This window comes from Streptomyces sp. NPDC092296 (genome assembly GCF_044755465.1).
Taxonomy (GTDB): Bacteria; Actinomycetota; Actinomycetes; order Streptomycetales; family Streptomycetaceae; genus Peterkaempfera.
Genome location: NZ_JBIVRB010000004.1, coordinates 128,982 through 143,518, shown reverse-complemented (window position 1 = coordinate 143,518; position 14,537 = coordinate 128,982). Strand labels below are relative to the sequence as shown.

20 protein-coding genes are annotated in these 14,537 nt (G+C 68.8%); all 20 read right to left on the bottom strand.

What is annotated here, in order from left to right; translation table 11 throughout:
• Positions 1–2 precede the first annotated feature (2 nt).
• The 20 genes from rplF to tuf all read right to left on the bottom strand — a co-directional run bounded on the left by rplF (position 3) and on the right by tuf (position 14,413).
• Positions 3–542: a 50S ribosomal protein L6 gene (rplF, locus tag ACIQGZ_RS13700; RefSeq protein ID WP_402601643.1), complete on the bottom strand. Its 540-nt coding sequence runs from the start codon at positions 540–542 to the stop codon at positions 3–5.
• 22 nt (positions 543–564) lie between these two features.
• The gene (rpsH, locus tag ACIQGZ_RS13695) at positions 565–972 is read right to left on the bottom strand and encodes a 30S ribosomal protein S8 (protein WP_055585128.1); all 408 of its coding nucleotides are present in this window, start codon (positions 970–972) and stop codon (positions 565–567) included.
• A 233-nt stretch (positions 973–1,205) separates the two neighbouring features.
• Positions 1,206–1,391, bottom strand: coding sequence for a type Z 30S ribosomal protein S14 (locus ACIQGZ_RS13690; RefSeq protein WP_104816571.1), 186 nt, complete (start codon positions 1,389–1,391; stop codon positions 1,206–1,208).
• A gap of 2 nt (positions 1,392–1,393) precedes the next feature.
• Positions 1,394–1,963, bottom strand: coding sequence for a 50S ribosomal protein L5 (gene rplE, locus ACIQGZ_RS13685; RefSeq protein ID WP_402601641.1), 570 nt, complete (start codon positions 1,961–1,963; stop codon positions 1,394–1,396).
• A complete protein-coding gene (rplX, locus tag ACIQGZ_RS13680; RefSeq protein ID WP_402601972.1) occupies positions 1,963–2,286 on the bottom strand; it encodes a 50S ribosomal protein L24 in 324 nt (107 codons plus the stop codon). Before rplX ends, rplE begins: the two co-directional genes overlap by 1 nt.
• A gap of 12 nt (positions 2,287–2,298) precedes the next feature.
• Complete coding sequence (gene rplN, locus ACIQGZ_RS13675; protein ID WP_055585131.1) at positions 2,299–2,667, bottom strand: 50S ribosomal protein L14; 369 nt, start codon at positions 2,665–2,667, stop codon at positions 2,299–2,301.
• 115 nt (positions 2,668–2,782) lie between these two features.
• Positions 2,783–3,076: a 30S ribosomal protein S17 gene (gene rpsQ, locus ACIQGZ_RS13670; RefSeq protein WP_402601639.1), complete on the bottom strand. Its 294-nt coding sequence runs from the start codon at positions 3,074–3,076 to the stop codon at positions 2,783–2,785.
• Positions 3,076–3,300, bottom strand: coding sequence for a 50S ribosomal protein L29 (rpmC, locus tag ACIQGZ_RS13665; RefSeq protein ID WP_402601638.1), 225 nt, complete (start codon positions 3,298–3,300; stop codon positions 3,076–3,078). Before rpmC ends, rpsQ begins: the two co-directional genes overlap by 1 nt.
• On the bottom strand, positions 3,300–3,719 hold the full coding sequence (gene rplP / locus ACIQGZ_RS13660) for a 50S ribosomal protein L16 (protein WP_033824227.1): 420 nt from the start codon (positions 3,717–3,719) through the stop codon (positions 3,300–3,302). Before rplP ends, rpmC begins: the two co-directional genes overlap by 1 nt.
• A gap of 4 nt (positions 3,720–3,723) precedes the next feature.
• Positions 3,724–4,563, bottom strand: coding sequence for a 30S ribosomal protein S3 (gene rpsC, locus ACIQGZ_RS13655; RefSeq protein WP_402601636.1), 840 nt, complete (start codon positions 4,561–4,563; stop codon positions 3,724–3,726).
• Positions 4,563–4,910 (bottom strand): 50S ribosomal protein L22, encoded by a 348-nt coding sequence (gene rplV / locus ACIQGZ_RS13650; protein WP_111489808.1) that lies wholly within the window; start codon positions 4,908–4,910, stop codon positions 4,563–4,565. The genes rpsC and rplV overlap by 1 nt, the downstream gene beginning before the upstream one ends.
• 52 nt (positions 4,911–4,962) lie before the next feature.
• A complete protein-coding gene (rpsS, locus tag ACIQGZ_RS13645; protein WP_402601635.1) occupies positions 4,963–5,244 on the bottom strand; it encodes a 30S ribosomal protein S19 in 282 nt (93 codons plus the stop codon).
• A gap of 11 nt (positions 5,245–5,255) precedes the next feature.
• Positions 5,256–6,092: a 50S ribosomal protein L2 gene (rplB, locus tag ACIQGZ_RS13640; protein ID WP_402601633.1), complete on the bottom strand. Its 837-nt coding sequence runs from the start codon at positions 6,090–6,092 to the stop codon at positions 5,256–5,258.
• A gap of 42 nt (positions 6,093–6,134) precedes the next feature.
• The gene (rplW, locus tag ACIQGZ_RS13635; RefSeq protein ID WP_402601632.1) at positions 6,135–6,455 is read right to left on the bottom strand and encodes a 50S ribosomal protein L23; all 321 of its coding nucleotides are present in this window, start codon (positions 6,453–6,455) and stop codon (positions 6,135–6,137) included.
• Positions 6,455–7,132 carry a 50S ribosomal protein L4 gene (gene rplD / locus ACIQGZ_RS13630; RefSeq protein ID WP_402601631.1) on the bottom strand — a complete coding sequence of 226 codons (678 nt, stop codon included), beginning with the start codon at positions 7,130–7,132 and terminating at the stop codon, positions 6,455–6,457. The genes rplW and rplD overlap by 1 nt, the downstream gene beginning before the upstream one ends.
• A gap of 5 nt (positions 7,133–7,137) precedes the next feature.
• Positions 7,138–7,782 (bottom strand): 50S ribosomal protein L3, encoded by a 645-nt coding sequence (rplC, locus tag ACIQGZ_RS13625; RefSeq protein ID WP_402601630.1) that lies wholly within the window; start codon positions 7,780–7,782, stop codon positions 7,138–7,140.
• A gap of 14 nt (positions 7,783–7,796) precedes the next feature.
• Positions 7,797–8,105, bottom strand: coding sequence for a 30S ribosomal protein S10 (gene rpsJ / locus ACIQGZ_RS13620; protein WP_020549238.1), 309 nt, complete (start codon positions 8,103–8,105; stop codon positions 7,797–7,799).
• A 476-nt stretch (positions 8,106–8,581) separates the two neighbouring features.
• Positions 8,582–10,693 carry a hypothetical protein gene (locus ACIQGZ_RS13615; RefSeq protein ID WP_402601629.1) on the bottom strand — a complete coding sequence of 704 codons (2,112 nt, stop codon included), beginning with the start codon at positions 10,691–10,693 and terminating at the stop codon, positions 8,582–8,584.
• 185 nt (positions 10,694–10,878) lie between these two features.
• Positions 10,879–13,017, bottom strand: coding sequence for a glycosyltransferase family 4 protein (locus ACIQGZ_RS13610; protein WP_402601628.1), 2,139 nt, complete (start codon positions 13,015–13,017; stop codon positions 10,879–10,881).
• 202 nt (positions 13,018–13,219) lie between these two features.
• On the bottom strand, positions 13,220–14,413 hold the full coding sequence (gene tuf, locus ACIQGZ_RS13605; protein ID WP_402601627.1) for an elongation factor Tu: 1,194 nt from the start codon (positions 14,411–14,413) through the stop codon (positions 13,220–13,222).
• Between the last annotated feature and the right edge of the window lie 124 nt (positions 14,414–14,537).

Sequence of the window (14,537 nt, the reverse complement as noted above, 5' to 3'; positions counted from 1 at the left end):
GCTTACTTACCAGCCTTTCCGACCTTGCGGCGGATGACCTCGCCCGCGTACTTAACGCCCTTGGCCTTGTACGGGTCGGGCTTACGCAGCTTGCGGATCTTCGCGGCGACCTCGCCGACCTTCTGCTTGTCGATGCCGTCCACGTGGAACTTGGTGGGCGACTCGACCTGGAAGGAGATGCCCTCAGGGGCCTCGACCAGGATCGGGTGGCTGTAGCCCAGAGAGAACTCCATGGCGGAGCCCTTCGCGGCCACGCGGTAACCGACACCGCTGATTTCGAGCGACTTGCGGTAGCCCGCGGTCACGCCGGTGATCATGTTCGCCACCAGCGTGCGAGTCAGGCCGTGCAGGGCCTTCGACTGACGCTCGTCGTTCGGACGCGAGACGAGCAGATTGCCGTCCTCGCCCTTGCCGATCTCGATCGGCGCAGCGACGGAGTGGGAGAGGGAACCCTTGGGGCCCTTCACCGAGACCGTCCGGCCATCGATGGTGACGTCCACGCCGGCGGGAACCGGGATGGGCAGCCGTCCAATACGCGACATGGCTATACCTCCGTTTCCCGAGTTACCAGACGTAGGCGAGGACTTCCCCGCCCACACCCTTCTTGGCGGCCTGCTGGCCGGTCAGGAGGCCCTGGGACGTCGAGATGATCGCGACACCCAGGCCACCGAGGACCTTCGGCAGGTTGGTGGACTTTGCGTAGACCCGCAGGCCCGGCTTGCTGATGCGCTTGATACCGGCGATCGAGCGCTCACGGTTGGGGCCGAACTTGAGCTCGATGGTCAGCTTCTTGCCGACCTCGCCCTCCTGCGGCTCCTCGACCTTCCACCCGGAGATGTAGCCCTCCTGCTGGAGGATCTCCGCGATGTGAGACTTGATCTTGCTCGCCGGCATCGCCACGGAGTCGTGGTATGCCGAGTTCGCGTTACGCAGACGCGTCAGCATGTCTGCGATCGGGTCGGTCATGGTCATGATGGCCTTAGGCCTCTCTCACCGCGGTTTCCGACAGCGCGCAGCCCGCTCGTGAACGAGCGCGATAGGCGCGGCAGGGACCTGCGGTGTAGTTCAATCAGCACAGAGCCGAACGAGAACTGCGTTCGCTCAACCCGCGCAGGACGAGACTCCGGGCAACAGGGGCCCGACCCCACTACCTTACGGGACTCGCATGCGAGTACCCAAAACGCGTGGGGTCGGGACCCTGACTGCTACCAGGAGCTCTTGGTCACGCCCGGCAGCTCGCCGCGGTGGGCCATCTCACGGAGGCACACACGGCAGAGGCCGAACTTGCGGTAGACGGAGTGCGGGCGTCCGCAGCGCTGGCAGCGGGTGTAACCGCGGACAGCGAACTTCGGCTTGCGCTCCGACTTCGCGATGAGGGACTTCTTCGCCACGGTCAGTTCTCCTTGAACGGGAAGCCGAGGGCGCGCAGCAGCGCCCGGCCCTCGTCGTCAGTCTGGGCGGTGGTAACCACGGTGATGTCCATGCCCCGCTGACGGTCGACCTTGTCCTGGTCGATCTCGTGGAACATGACCTGCTCGGTCAGACCGAACGTGTAGTTGCCCCGGCCGTCGAACTGCTTCGGCGACAGACCGCGGAAGTCGCGGATACGCGGCAGCGCCAGCGACACCAGACGGTCCACGAACTCCCACATGCGGTCACCGCGGAGGGTGACGTGGGTGCCGATCGGCTGGCCCTCACGCAGCTTGAACTGCGCGATGGACTTGCGGGCCTTCGTCACGGCCGGCTTCTGGCCGGTGATCGCGGTGAGGTCGCGGATGGCGCCCTCGATCAGCTTGCTGTCACGGGCGGCCTCGCCGACACCCATGTTGACCACGACCTTGACCAGGCCGGGGATCAGCATGACGTTGTCGTACGAGAACTGCTCCTGCAGCTGACCCTTGATCTCAGCGCGGTACCGCTCCTTGAGGCGCGGCTGCACCTTCTCGACAGTGGTCTCGCTCATCAGATGTCCTCACCGGTCCGCTTGGCAACGCGGATCTTGTTGCCCTCGTCGTCGAAGCGGTAGCCGACGCGGGTGACGACCTTCTTGCCGTCCTTCTCCACGACCAGCTGAACGTTGCTGACGTGGACAGGGGCCTCGGTGGTCACGATGCCGCCGGTCTGGGCACCACGGGCGGTCTGGCCGACCTTGGTGTGCTTCTTGACCCGGTTGACACCCTCGACCAGGACGCGCTGCTCGGCGGGGTAGGCCTGAATGACCTTGCCCTGCTTGCCCTTGTCCTTGCCGGTGATGACCTGGACCAGGTCACCCTTCTTGATCTTCATGCCTGCCATCGGTTAGAGCACCTCCGGCGCGAGCGAGATGATCTTCATGAACTTCTTCTCGCGCAGCTCACGGCCCACCGGGCCGAAGATGCGGGTGCCACGGGGGTCACCGTCGTTCTTGAGGATGACGGCGGCGTTCTCGTCGAAGCGGATGTAGGAACCGTCGGGACGACGGCGCTCCTTCACGGTCCGCACGACGACAGCCTTGATGACGTCGCCCTTCTTCACATTGCCACCGGGGATCGCGTCCTTGACGGTAGCCACGATGACGTCCCCGATGCCCGCGTAGCGCCGGCCGGAGCCACCGAGAACGCGGATGCAGAGAATCTCCTTGGCACCCGTGTTGTCGGCGACTCGCAGTCGCGACTCCTGCTGGATCACGTCTTTCTCCTGATCGTCAACGTCACGCTGACCGGGCCGGCCTGCTGCTCACACGGACTCGCCCACTCACGCGAGCGATCCCTGCACATACAGGCCGCGGCCCAATCTGCGGTCGTTACTTGGCCTTCTCGAGGATCTCGACGACGCGCCAGCGCTTCGTCGCGGACAGCGGCCGGGTCTCCATGAGGAGGACACGGTCACCGACGCCGCAAGCGTTCTGCTCGTCGTGCGCCTTCAGCTTGTTCGTACGGCGGATGACCTTGCCGTAGAGCGCGTGCTTGACACGGTCCTCGACGGCGACGACGACGGTCTTGTCCATCTTGTCGCTGACGACCAGACCCTCGCGGGTCTTGCGGAAGCCGCGTTCCGGCGCGCCGGTGTTCGCAGTCTCGTTCACAGTCTCACTCATCAGGCGCTCTCCACCGTCTCGATGCCCAGCTCGCGCTCGCGCATCAGGGTGTAGATCCGCGCGATGTCCTTCCGGACGAGCTTGAGCCGTCCGTGGTTGTCGAGCTGCCCGGTCGCCGCCTGGAAGCGGAGGTTGAACAGCTCCTCCTTGGCCTCGCGCAGCTTGCCGACGAGCTCGTCGTCGGCCAGACCGCGCAGCTCAGCAGCCTTGGTGCCGGCCGACATCAGCTCTCACCTGCCTCGCGCCGGACAATCCGGCACTTCATCGGAAGCTTGTGGGCGGCGCGGGTCAGCGCCTCCCGGGCAACCTTCTCGTTCGGGTAGGACAGCTCGAACATCACCCGTCCCGGGTGGACGTTCGCGATCCACCACTCCGGCGAACCCTTACCGGAACCCATGCGGGTCTCGGCCGGCTTCTTGGTGAGCGGACGGTCCGGGTAGATGTTGATCCAGACCTTGCCGCCACGGCGGATGTGGCGGGTGATGGCGATACGAGCGGACTCGATCTGCCGGTTGGTCACGTAGGCCGGGGTGACGGCCTGGATACCGTACTCGCCGAATGCGAGCTCGGTGCCACCCTTGGCAGCACCCCGACGCTTGGGGTGGTGCTGCTTGCGGTGCTTGACCCTGCGCGGGATCAGCATTGGGTCAGGCCTCCGTTCCAGCGCTGTTGGATGTGGGTGCCTCGGCAGCCGGAGCCTCGGTGGCCGGAGCCGCCTGGGCCTCGCCCTGCGGACGACGGCCGCCACGGCCGCCGCGCTCGCCACCGCGACCGCCGCCGCGAGCCGGGCGGTCACTGCCGCCGCCACGGGCCGGGCGGTTGCCGGCGCGGGCCGCGGCGTTCTCGGCACGGACCTCGGCGATGTTCTTGACGTCGCCCTTGTAGATCCAGACCTTCACGCCGATGCGGCCGAAGGTGGTCTTGGCCTCGAAGAAGCCGTACTCGACGTTCGCGCGAAGGGTGTGCAGCGGCACCCGGCCCTCGCGGTAGAACTCCGAGCGGGACATCTCGGCACCGCCGAGACGGCCCGAGCACTGGATCTTGATGCCCTTGGCACCCGACTTCATGGTGCCCTGCATCGCCTTGCGCATGGCACGGCGGAAGGACACCCGGGAGGAGAGCTGCTCGGCAACGCCCTGGGCGACCAGCTGCGCGTCGATCTCGGGGTTCTTGACCTCGAGGATGTTCAGCTGGACCTGCTTGCCGGTCAGCTTCTCCAGGTCGCCGCGGATGCGGTCGGCCTCCGCGCCGCGACGGCCGATGACGATGCCCGGCCGGGCGGTGTGGATGTCGACGCGGACGCGGTCGCGGGTGCGCTCGATCTCCACCTTGGAGATGCCGGCCCGCTCCATGCCCTGCGTCATCATCCGGCGGATGGCGACGTCTTCCTTGACGTAGTCCTTGTACAGCTTGTCGGCGTACCACCGGGACTTGAAGTCCGTGGTGATGCCGAGCCGGAACCCGTGCGGGTTAACCTTCTGGCCCATTACCGGGTCCCTTCCTTGCTGCTGACGACCACGGTGATGTGGCTGGTCCGCTTGCGGATCCGGTAGGCGCGGCCCTGGGCGCGCGGCCGGAACCGCTTCAGGGTCGGGCCCTCGTCGACGTAGGCCTCGGAGATGAAGAGGTCGTCCACGTTGTTGTGGTTGTAGTTGTGCACGGCGTTGGCGATGGCGCTGTCAAGCACCTTGCCGACCGGCACGGTCGCGGCCTGCGGAGCGAAACGCAGGACCGCCTGGGCCTCCGTGGCACTCATGCCACGGATGAGGTCCACCACGCGGCGGGCCTTCATGGGCGTGACGCGGATGTACCGCGCCTGGGCCCTGGCTTCCATGGTTGTCCCCTTGTTGATGGTGTCAGTCATCGGTCTTCGCTAGTTCCGCAGATCAGCGACGACGCGACTTGCGGTCGTCCTTCTCGTGGCCGCGGAAGGTGCGGGTCGGCGCGAACTCACCGAGCTTGTGGCCGACCATCGACTCGGTGACGAACACCGGGACGTGCTTGCGGCCGTCGTGCACCGCGATCGTGTGCCCGAGCATGGACGGCACGATCATCGAGCGACGGGACCAGGTCTTGATGACGTTCTGGGTGCCCGCTTCGTTCTGGGCGTCCACCTTCTTGGCGAGGTGGCCGTCGATGAAGGGGCCCTTCTTGAGGCTGCGCGGCATCGAACCTGCTCCTAGCGCTTCTTGTTGGTCTTGCGGCGGCGCACGATGAGCTTGTCCGACGCCTTGTTCGGGCGCCGGGTACGGCCCTCGGGCTTGCCCCACGGCGAGACCGGGTGGCGACCACCGGAGGTCTTACCCTCACCACCACCGTGCGGGTGGTCGATCGGGTTCATGGCCACACCACGCACGGTCGGGCGGACGCCCTTCCAGCGCATACGACCGGCCTTGCCCCAGTTGATGTTCGACTGCTCGGCGTTGCCGACCTCGCCGACGGTGGCGCGGCAGCGCACGTCGACCAGGCGGATCTCGCCGGAGGGCATACGGAGGTGCGCCATGCGCCCCTCCTTGGCCAGCAGCTGGATGCTCGCGCCGGCGGAGCGGGCCATCTTGGCCCCGCCGCCGGGACGCAGCTCGACTGCGTGGATGACGGTACCCACCGGGATGTTGCGAAGCGGCAGGTTGTTGCCCGGCTTGATGTCGGCGCCGGCGCCGTTCTCGACCCGGTCGCCCTGCGCCAGCTTGGCCGGGGCCAGGATGTAGCGCTTCTCGCCGTCCGCGTAGTGGAGCAGCGCGATGCGAGCGGTGCGGTTGGGGTCGTACTCGATGTGCGCGACCTTGGCCGGCACGCCGTCCTTGTCGTGCCGACGGAAGTCGATCACGCGGAAGGCGCGCTTGTGGCCGCCACCCTGGTGGCGAGCGGTGACACGACCGGCGTTGTTACGGCCGCCCTTGCTGTGCAGGGGGCGAACCAGCGACTTCTCCGGCGTGGACCGCGTGATCTCGACAAAGTCGGCGACGCTGGCGCCACGACGGCCCGGGGTCGTCGGCTTGTACTTGCGGATGCCCATGGCTTCTTTCGTCCTCGTCCGTATCGACGATCCGATGCTCCGTTAGGAGACCGGACCACCGAAGATGTCGATGCGGCTGCCCTCGGCCAGGGTCACGACGGCGCGCTTGGTGTCCTTGCGCTTGCCGAAACCGGTCTTGGTGCGCTTGCGCTTGCCCTGCCGGTTGATCGTGTTGACCGCGGTGACCTTGACCGAGAAGACAGCTTCGACCGCCTGCTTGATCTGGGTCTTGTTGGCGCCCGGCGACACGATGAACGTGTACTTGTTCTCGTCGAGAAGGCTGTAGCTCTTCTCCGAGATGACCGGCTTCACCAGCACGTCACGGGGGTCCGTGAACGTCTTCGACGTAACCTGCTCGCTCATCAGGCGGCGCTCCCTTCGAGCTCGCCCTCGGACGCGACGGCCTTGGCGGACGCGGCCGGACCGGCCACGAAGCGCTCGAAGGCGGCCTGGGTGAAGACCACATCGTCGGAGACGAGCACGTCGTACGTGTTCAGCTGACCGGCGTCCAGGATGTGAACGCTCGGCAGGTTGCGCGCCGACTTGATCGCCAGCTCGTCGTCGCGCTCGACGACCAGCAGGACGTTCTTGCGCTCGCTGATCTTGCCGAACAGCTGGCGGACGGCCTTGGTGGACGGCGCCTCGGCCGCGATCACGCCGGTGACGACGTGGATGCGGTTGTGGCGGGCCCGGTCGGTGAGGGCACCGCGCAGGGCGGCGGCCTTCATCTTCTTCGGGGTCCGCTGCGAGTAGTCACGCGGCACGGGACCGTGCACGACGCCACCACCGGCGAACTGCGGGGCGCGGGTCGAGCCCTGGCGGGCGCGGCCGGTGCCCTTCTGGCGGTACGGCTTCTTGCCGCCGCCGCGGACCTCGCCACGGGTCTTCACCTTGTGGGTGCCCTGACGGGCAGCGGCCAGCTGGGCGACGACCACCTGGTGGATCAGCGGAATGCTGACCTTGGCGTCGAAGATCTCGGCGGGCAGCTCGATGGAGCCGGCCTTCTCGCCCGCGGGCGAGAGGATGTCAATGGTGCTCATCTGCTTCAGGCCCCCTTGGCCGCGGTGCGGACCAGGACGAGGCCGCCGTTCGGACCAGGGATTGCGCCCTTGATGAGCAGCAGGCCCTTCTCCGCGTCAACGGCGTGAACGGTCAGGTTCTGGGTGGTCACACGCTCGTGGCCCATGCGGCCCGCCATGCGGAGGCCCTTGAACACGCGACCCGGGGTGGCGCAGCCACCGATCGAGCCGGGCGAGCGGTGCTTGCGCTGCGTGCCGTGTCCGGCGCCCAGGCCCTTGAAGCCGTGGCGCTTCATGACACCGGCGGTGCCCTTGCCCTTGCTGGTGCCGGTCACGTCGACCTTGACACCGGCGTCGAACACCTCAGCGGTGATCTCCTGGCCCAGGGTGTACTCGGACGCGTCCACGGTGCGCAGCTCGACCAGGTGGCGGCGGGGAGTGACGCCGGCCTTGGCGAAGTGGCCCTGAAGGGGCTTGTTCACCTTGCGCGGGTCGATCTCGCCGAAGCCGATCTGCACCGAGTCGTAGCCGGTGGTGTCAGCGGTGTGGACCTGGGTCACGACATTGGGCCCAGCCTTGACGACGGTCACCGGAACGATCCGGTTGTTCTCGTCCCAGACCTGGGTCATGCCGAGCTTCTCGCCCAGGATGCCCTTAATCTGCTTAGCCATCTTCGGTGCGCCTCTCAGAGCTTGATCTCGATGTCGACACCGGCCGGCAGGTCGAGACGCATCAGCGAGTCAACCGTCTTCGGGGTGGGGTCGAGGATGTCGATCAGGCGCTTGTGCGTGCGCATCTCGAAGTGCTCGCGCGAGTCCTTGTACTTGTGCGGCGAGCGGATGACGCAGTACACGTTCTTCTCAGTGGGCAGCGGCACCGGGCCCGCGACCTGCGCACCAGTCCGGGTGACCGTTTCGACGATCTTCTTCGCCGAGGAGTCGATCACCTCGTGGTCGTAGGCCTTGAGCCGGATGCGGATCTTCTGTCCCGCCATGGCTACTTCGTAGTCCTTGTCTGTCGTTTTGCCACTACGGCATCCCATTGGCCGTTCGTCCGACCCACGCGGTCGGGCGTGTCGCACTCCCGCTTGCAGTAAGCCCTTGGATCGAACTCCAGGAGGCTTCCGCTCCGGGCCGTGTGCGGCCACCAGGTGCCGGATCGAGGCCCCGCCCACGCTTCCCGGAAGATTCCCGTACGTCCGCCCTCGCAGCTACTGCAAAGCAGGCATCGCGGGGACGACGAGTACTGTGGGACTCGCTTCCGGTCCTCCCGGCGGGAGGCGCGCAGCATCGGCACTCAACCGAGCAACTTGGACAGTGTGCCATACCGGGCACACCGGAAGCCAATCGGAGCCGATGACACTACCCAGGCGGGGCCGGTTGTCAAACCTGGGCCGCGACGGCACGCCGGAGGGGAGGGCGGCCGGGCCGCCCTCCCCTCCGGTTCATGAGGTGCCGTCAGACAGCCGGCTCAGCGCTCGGCCAGCTCGGCGGTGACCGCCAGCGCGGCCTCCGTCTCGGCGGCCTCCGCCTCCTCCTCCGCGTCCAGCCCGGTCGCGGCGGTGGTGCGCTGGGCCGGCATCGGCACCGCCGACTGGCGGGCCGCCCAGCGGCTGCGCCGCGCCTCCGCCTCGCCGGCCAGCGCCAGGGCGGCGGCGTTGAAGCGGACGATGGACGGCGGGTCGGACGGGCCGAGCAACTGCTCCTTGAGCTCGGCGCGGGCCGCCACGAAGACGTCCTTCTCCGGGTGGCGCACGGCCTCCAGCAGACCGGGCACGCCCCTCGCGTCCGCGGTGAGGATGGTCGCGGCGCTGACCGTCGGGAAGTCCGTCCGGAAGGCGGCCTCGGTCAGCCCGCTGGTGTTCACCACCGCGTATGGCTTCTCGCTGGTCAGCCAGTCGGAGACCACGCTGGACACATCGCTGATCAGCAGGTCCGCCTGGTTGAAGCAGGTGAACAGGGCCGGCCGCGAGCCGGTGATGACCTGGTGCTCCCAGTCGGGGAGCGCGGCCCAGTAGGCCCGCTCCCAGGCCAGGGTGGCCGCCGCCAGGGTCGCGGCGCGGCCCGGCGCGGGGACGCCCTGGCGCAGATTGCGCTCCAGCTCGTCGGCGCTCTTGCGGAAGGTGGTGGAGGCCAGCCGGTCCAGGTCCTTGGCACGCCGGGCCAGCTCGGCCAGCGCCTCGGCGCTCGGGCGGGCGCCGGTCCGGCGGCGGCCGGCCTCGAAGATCATCGCCCGGATGCGGTCGTCGGCGGACTTCGCCCGGGGGTCCACCGAGCCGGTCATCGGGTGCGGCTTGTACAGCAACCGCACCTCGGGGTCGGCCAGCAGCGCCCGGACCACGTTCTCACCGGCCTCGATGACCGAGGTGTTGCCGGGCTGTCCGTCCCAGCCCTCCCAGGTCGGCGCGTACAGCACGGTGGTCAGCCGGTCGCGCGGCGGACCGGCGTACGGGGTGATCGGCGCCAGCTGGGGCCGCCCGACCTCCACCACGTCCTTGTCCTCGACGCCGATGTCCGCCATCCGGTAGCGCTCCCGGGCGGCGGGCCCGGCCACCCACACCTCGTCGTACGCCTTGGCGTACGGGTTGCAGCTGGAGAGCTTGTCGCTCTCGCCGTGGTTGATGAACGCGTGCTTGATCGAGGGTATTCGCAGGATCTGCGAGGTCTTGCCGGAGTTCGCCGGGTGCAGCAGCAGCCGCAGCGAGGAGTGCTCCAGCCGCATCAGGTGCGCGACCTTGGGGATGCAGACGATCGGGATGTCGGTGGAGTCGATCTTCTGCACCATGAACCGCTCGCGCAGCACGATGATCGGCTTGCCGTCGAGCTCGGACAGGGTGCGCAGCCACATATTGGCCTGGTACGCGGAGCTGGTGCCGCCGGAGAAGTACATGCCGACGGTCGGCTGGTACGCGGCCAGCCAGGCGTCCAGCCACTCCAGCGCCTGATCCTCCGTCACCGGGCGGCGCCTGCGCAGCAGCCAGCTGCCGAGGTAGACCATGCCCAGCACGGTCAGCAGCACCGCGGCGCCCAGCCCGGCGACGCCCCAGACCACGTCATCGGTGACCGCCGTGGCCAGCAGGCCGGCGGTGGCCGGGACGGAGAAGCGCAGCAGTCGCCGCCCCGCCTGGCGGATCAGCAGCTGCGGCGGGGCGGCGGACAGCCGCAGCGCCGTGGTGTCGATGTTCCGGGTGACGACCGGCAGCCGGCGGGTGCGGCGCACCGAGACCGCCACCCCCTGGCAGAGGAAGTGCAGCAGGTAGAAGACCAGCAGTCCGGCGACCAGCGGCAGGCGGTCGTCCAGGCCACGGTCACCGTCCAGGCGCAGCAGCCCCAACATCAGTAGCATGTCGCGCAGCAGCTGGGTGACGGTCGCGTCGACCCGCATCCGGCCGAGGGCTGCGACCATCCCGGGCTGACGCTCCTGCAAGTACAGATCGAGCCCGAGGCAGACCGCGGTCGCGGCGACAAGCGTCGGCAGGCTCGGCAAGAGCACTCCCACGAACTGAGCGGCAAAGGCCGCTGTCAGCAGAGTCATCGCTGACAGCTGCGCCACACGTCGACGGGCGAGACGCACAGCAGGCACAGGCTTTACTCCTGGCAGGGAATGAACGGATGGTGAAGGGCAGAGGAGTAGCCACTTTCGGAGATATGACCATCGCAGTATCGGCCATGGTGGTCAACCTCAGCCCAGCAGGGTGACCGCCCACCGGACCGCAGATCCGCGCTGCCCCCATCCGCGCTGCTCAGACCCCCGCTGCTCGGGCCGGGCTACCCCGCAGGCTCGACCGGGGCCGGGGGCGGCACATCCCGCAGACTCAGCGCCAGGTCGTTGGAGACGGTGAAGAACGGCCGGACCCGGGTCGCCCCGCGCCCGGGGTGGTCGCGCAGCACGGCCGGCAGGGTGTCGGTCCTCTTGCGGTCCGGCACGTCACCGGTGATCCGCCCGATCCGCACCACCGTGCCGTCCACCACCAGCCGCAGGTCCCACAGGTCCTGCTCGACGCTGCGCCGGGCCAGCGCGTCCGCGTACGGCAGGGTGAACTCGAAGCGGTCGCCGCCCAGCGGCACGACGGGCGCGGCGAAGCCGTACGCCTCGCCCTCCCGGGAGACGGCCGTCACCACCGCCCCGGCGGCGGGGAGCGCCAGGGTGCCGAGCAGCCGTGCGGTCACCGCCGCGCCCGTCTCGCCGACCCGGACGCGCTCCACCTCGGCGTGCGCCGGACGCAGCCAGGCCCGCACCGCCAGATATCCGTCGGTGGTGGCGTACGGAATCCAGCAGGACAGGCCGTCGGGGCCGACCACCGGGGGCAGCGAGAGCAGCCGCGCCTGCTCCACCAGCTGGGCCACGATCCGGCGCCGCCGGTCGCTGCCGGTCGGGGCGACGTAGCAGTCCCAGCGGCCCTCGGCCAGGGTGTGCCCGGCGCGCGGCAGGGTGGCCTCGATCCGCTGCCCCTCGGCGGGCGCGCCGACCGGGAGCGGCACCCGGACCTCGCGGCCCTCGGGGTCCTTGCGCAGCCGGACGACCAGGTCCCAGGGGCCGTGGCCGGGCAGGGTGGCGGGGTCCAGCCGTACGGTCAGCCCGCCGTCGGCGGTGGCGGCCGCGTACGCGAGCGGCTTGATCGGCGGCGCGCTGTCGTCGGCCGCGCCCCAGGCCGTGCCCCAGGCCCCGGGGCGGCGCAGGGCGGCGTGCAGCGAGGCCCGCAGCCGGGTGCTCAGCGGCAGCCTGAACCGGTTGCCGCCCTGGCTGGGGCGCGGCCGCCGCCGGAGGTCCTCGATCAGCTGCTCGTAGCGCGACGCGATGGCGGCCGGTGCGTAGGTCGCCGCCTTCTCCCGGGCGGCGCGGCCGAGCCGCAGCCGCAGCTCCCGGTCGTCGATCAGCTTCAGCAGCGCGTCGGCGTAGGCGTCCGTGCCGCCGTCCAGCGGCACCAGCAGGCCGTCCGCGCCATGGGTGATGATCTCCCCCGGCCCGTGCGGGCAGTCGGTGGCCACCACCGGGACGCCGCAGTGCATGGCCTCCACGATGGTCATGCCGAACGACTCGATGTCCGAGGTGACCGCCGCGATGGCGCCCTTGGCCCATTCGGTCTCGATCGGGGACACCGCGCCCATCAGCCGCGCCCGGTCGTCGAGCCCCAGCTCGCTGATCCGGCGGCCCAGGGCGCCGCTCTTGGGGCCGCGGCCGTAGATCCGCAGCGACCAGTCCGGGCGCTGGGCGGCGACCTTGGCGAACGCCTCGACCAGCCGGTCGTACCGCTTCACCCGGACCAGCCGACCGGCCGCGACGATCAGCTGGGAACCGCCGTCGGAGGGCTCCACCAGCGGTGTCGGCACCGCGTTGGGCACGCACACGATCCGGTCGGCCAGCTCGGGCAGCGCCGCGCGGTAGACGGCGGCGTCGGCCTCGGAGACGGGGACGAAGGCGTCCAGACCCGCCAGGGCGGCGTTCTGGTCGGTGCGCAGCTGATCGCCGTGGGTGTCGTGGGTGAGGTGCTCCTGGCCGATCCGGAGGTAGCGGTCCTGCCCGTAGCGGGCCAGGTAGCCGATGAGGATCGGCCGGGTGGCGATCACCACGTCCGCGTCCGTCCGGGCGAGGTGGACGGCGATCCGCTCGTCGTGCAGCCCGGTGTAGCGCAGCCGGCCGAAGTCCACCCCGGGATCGGGGAACATCGTGTTCGGCGCCTTGGTGAGCCTGCGGCCGCCCTCGTACGACGGGCTGTCCTTGCGCATGTCGATCAGCGACACCAGCGACACCCGGGGATCGAGGTGCAGGGCCGGCTGGTCCGCCACCCGGTGGACGCTGACGATCTCCACCTCGTGACGCTCCGCCAGCGCGCTGGAGAGGTTCACGGTGGAGCGTATGGTGCCGCCGATCCCATAAGCGTTGTGAATCAGGAACGAAATCTTCACCGTGCTCCCGCAGTCGCCCGCGGCACCCGGGCGGTCCCCCCACCGTAGCGCCTGATGTCATCAGATCTCCGGACAACACTACCCGCACCCCCGCTTGCCCCCGCAGCAATCCGGACATGCGCGAGGGCCCCGTGCCCGTCCGGCTGGACGGGCACGGGGCCCTCGTACTGCTGCCTGTCGAAGAGGCAGGTCAGTCAGATCATTACTTGATGATCTTGGTGACCTGGCCGGCGCCGACGGTCCGGCCACCCTCACGGATGGCGAACTTCAGGCCCTCCTCCATGGCGATCGGCTGGATCAGCGCGACCGTCATGCCGGTGTTGTCGCCCGGCATGACCATCTCGGTGCCCTCGGGGAGGGTCACCACGCCGGTCACGTCCGTGGTACGGAAGTAGAACTGCGGGCGGTAGTTGTTGAAGAACGGGGTGTGGCGGCCACCCTCGTCCTTCGACAGGATGTAGGCCTGGGCCTCGAAGTCGGTGTGCGGCGTGACCGAACCCGGCTTGATGACGACCTGGCCGCGCTCGACGTCCTCGCGCTTGATGCCACGGAGCAGCAGACCGACGTTCTCACCGGCCTGGCCCTCGTCGAGCAGCTTGCGGAACATCTCGATGCCGGTGACCGTGGTGGTGGTCTTGGTGTCCTTGATGCCGACGATGTCGACGGTCTCGTTCACCTTGAGCACGCCACGCTCGATACGACCGGTGACGACGGTGCCACGACCGGTGATCGTGAAGACGTCCTCGATCGGCATCAGGAACGGCTTGTCGACGTCGCGCTCGGGGGTGGGGATGCTCTCGTCCACCGCGGCCATCAGGCCGAGCAGCTTCTCGCCCCACTCCTTGTCGCCCTCAAGGGCCTTGAGCGCCGAGACGCGGACGACCGGAACGTCGTCGCCCGGGAACTCGTACTCGGAGAGCAGCTCGCGGACCTCGAGCTCGACGAGCTCCAGGATCTCCTCGTCGTCCACCATGTCGGCCTTGTTCAGGGCGACCACGATGTACGGCACGCCGACCTGGCGGGCCAGGAGCACGTGCTCCTTGGTCTGCGGCATCGGGCCGTCGGTGGCGGCGACCACGAGGATGGCGCCGTCCATCTGAGCGGCACCGGTGATCATGTTCTTGATGTAGTCCGCGTGACCGGGGCAGTCGACGTGGGCGTAGTGACGCGCCTCGGTCTGGTACTCGACGTGCGCGATCGAGATGGTGATACCGCGCTGCCGCTCCTCAGGCGCCTTGTCGATCTGGTCGAACGGCGTGAAGGGGTTCAGGTCCGGGTACGCGTCGTGCAGCACCTTGGTGATCGCCGCGGTAAGAGTGGTCTTACCGTGGTCGATGTGACCGATGGTGCCGATGTTGACGTGCGGCTTAGTCCGCTCGAACTTCGCCTTCGCCACTGGGGTCCTCCTGTGGGACTGATTCTGTACGCCGTACGACGTCAGTTGGTCTTGTCGGGACGGTTCCGAACGCTGGTGTGCGCCCGGCCCCGGCCCGCGGGTGGGGGCCGGAGGTCCCCGGCAC